A 410-nucleotide genomic window follows, 5' to 3' on the forward strand; every position below is an offset into this window, starting at 1 on the left:
ACTCAAACCCAAATTGGCAGCTGATAGATCTTGCCATTTAGATCAACAACTACCGCTTCGACATAAACTTGATGGTTATCAGCACGATAAGCCGATATATAAAATTCTTCGAAGCATTCGATAGGAAAACTGTGTGATTCGCATAATTCGGGTAGCCACTTGCGATAAGCGAGAACCGTCTTGCGCACTCTAGGCGTTAGCTTAAACAGCTCTTCATCTTTAGTTGGAATCCAACTAATTTTCACTAAATCACCCGCTTTAAGACTAGCCAGTTTGAAGATATCATCACGGACAAACCCGCCATCGATGTAATTTGCGCCACTAAAAAATGATAAGGTGAAGTTCTTAGCCACGCCTTTGATATTCTTCAGCTTCACAATTTCTCCTTGAGTTATAACGCCCTGTTAAGG

General features: G+C 41.2%; 1 protein-coding gene. It reads right to left on the reverse strand.

What is annotated here, in order from left to right:
- Window positions 1–2 precede the first annotated feature (2 nt).
- On the reverse strand, window positions 3–377 hold the full coding sequence (locus tag ATB78_RS27965; RefSeq protein WP_061011122.1) for a hypothetical protein: 375 nt from the start codon (window positions 375–377) through the stop codon (window positions 3–5).
- Window positions 378–410 lie beyond the last annotated feature (33 nt).

The organism is Vibrio sp. CUB2 (genome assembly GCF_001557945.1).
Taxonomy (GTDB): domain Bacteria; phylum Pseudomonadota; class Gammaproteobacteria; order Enterobacterales; family Vibrionaceae; genus Vibrio; species Vibrio owensii.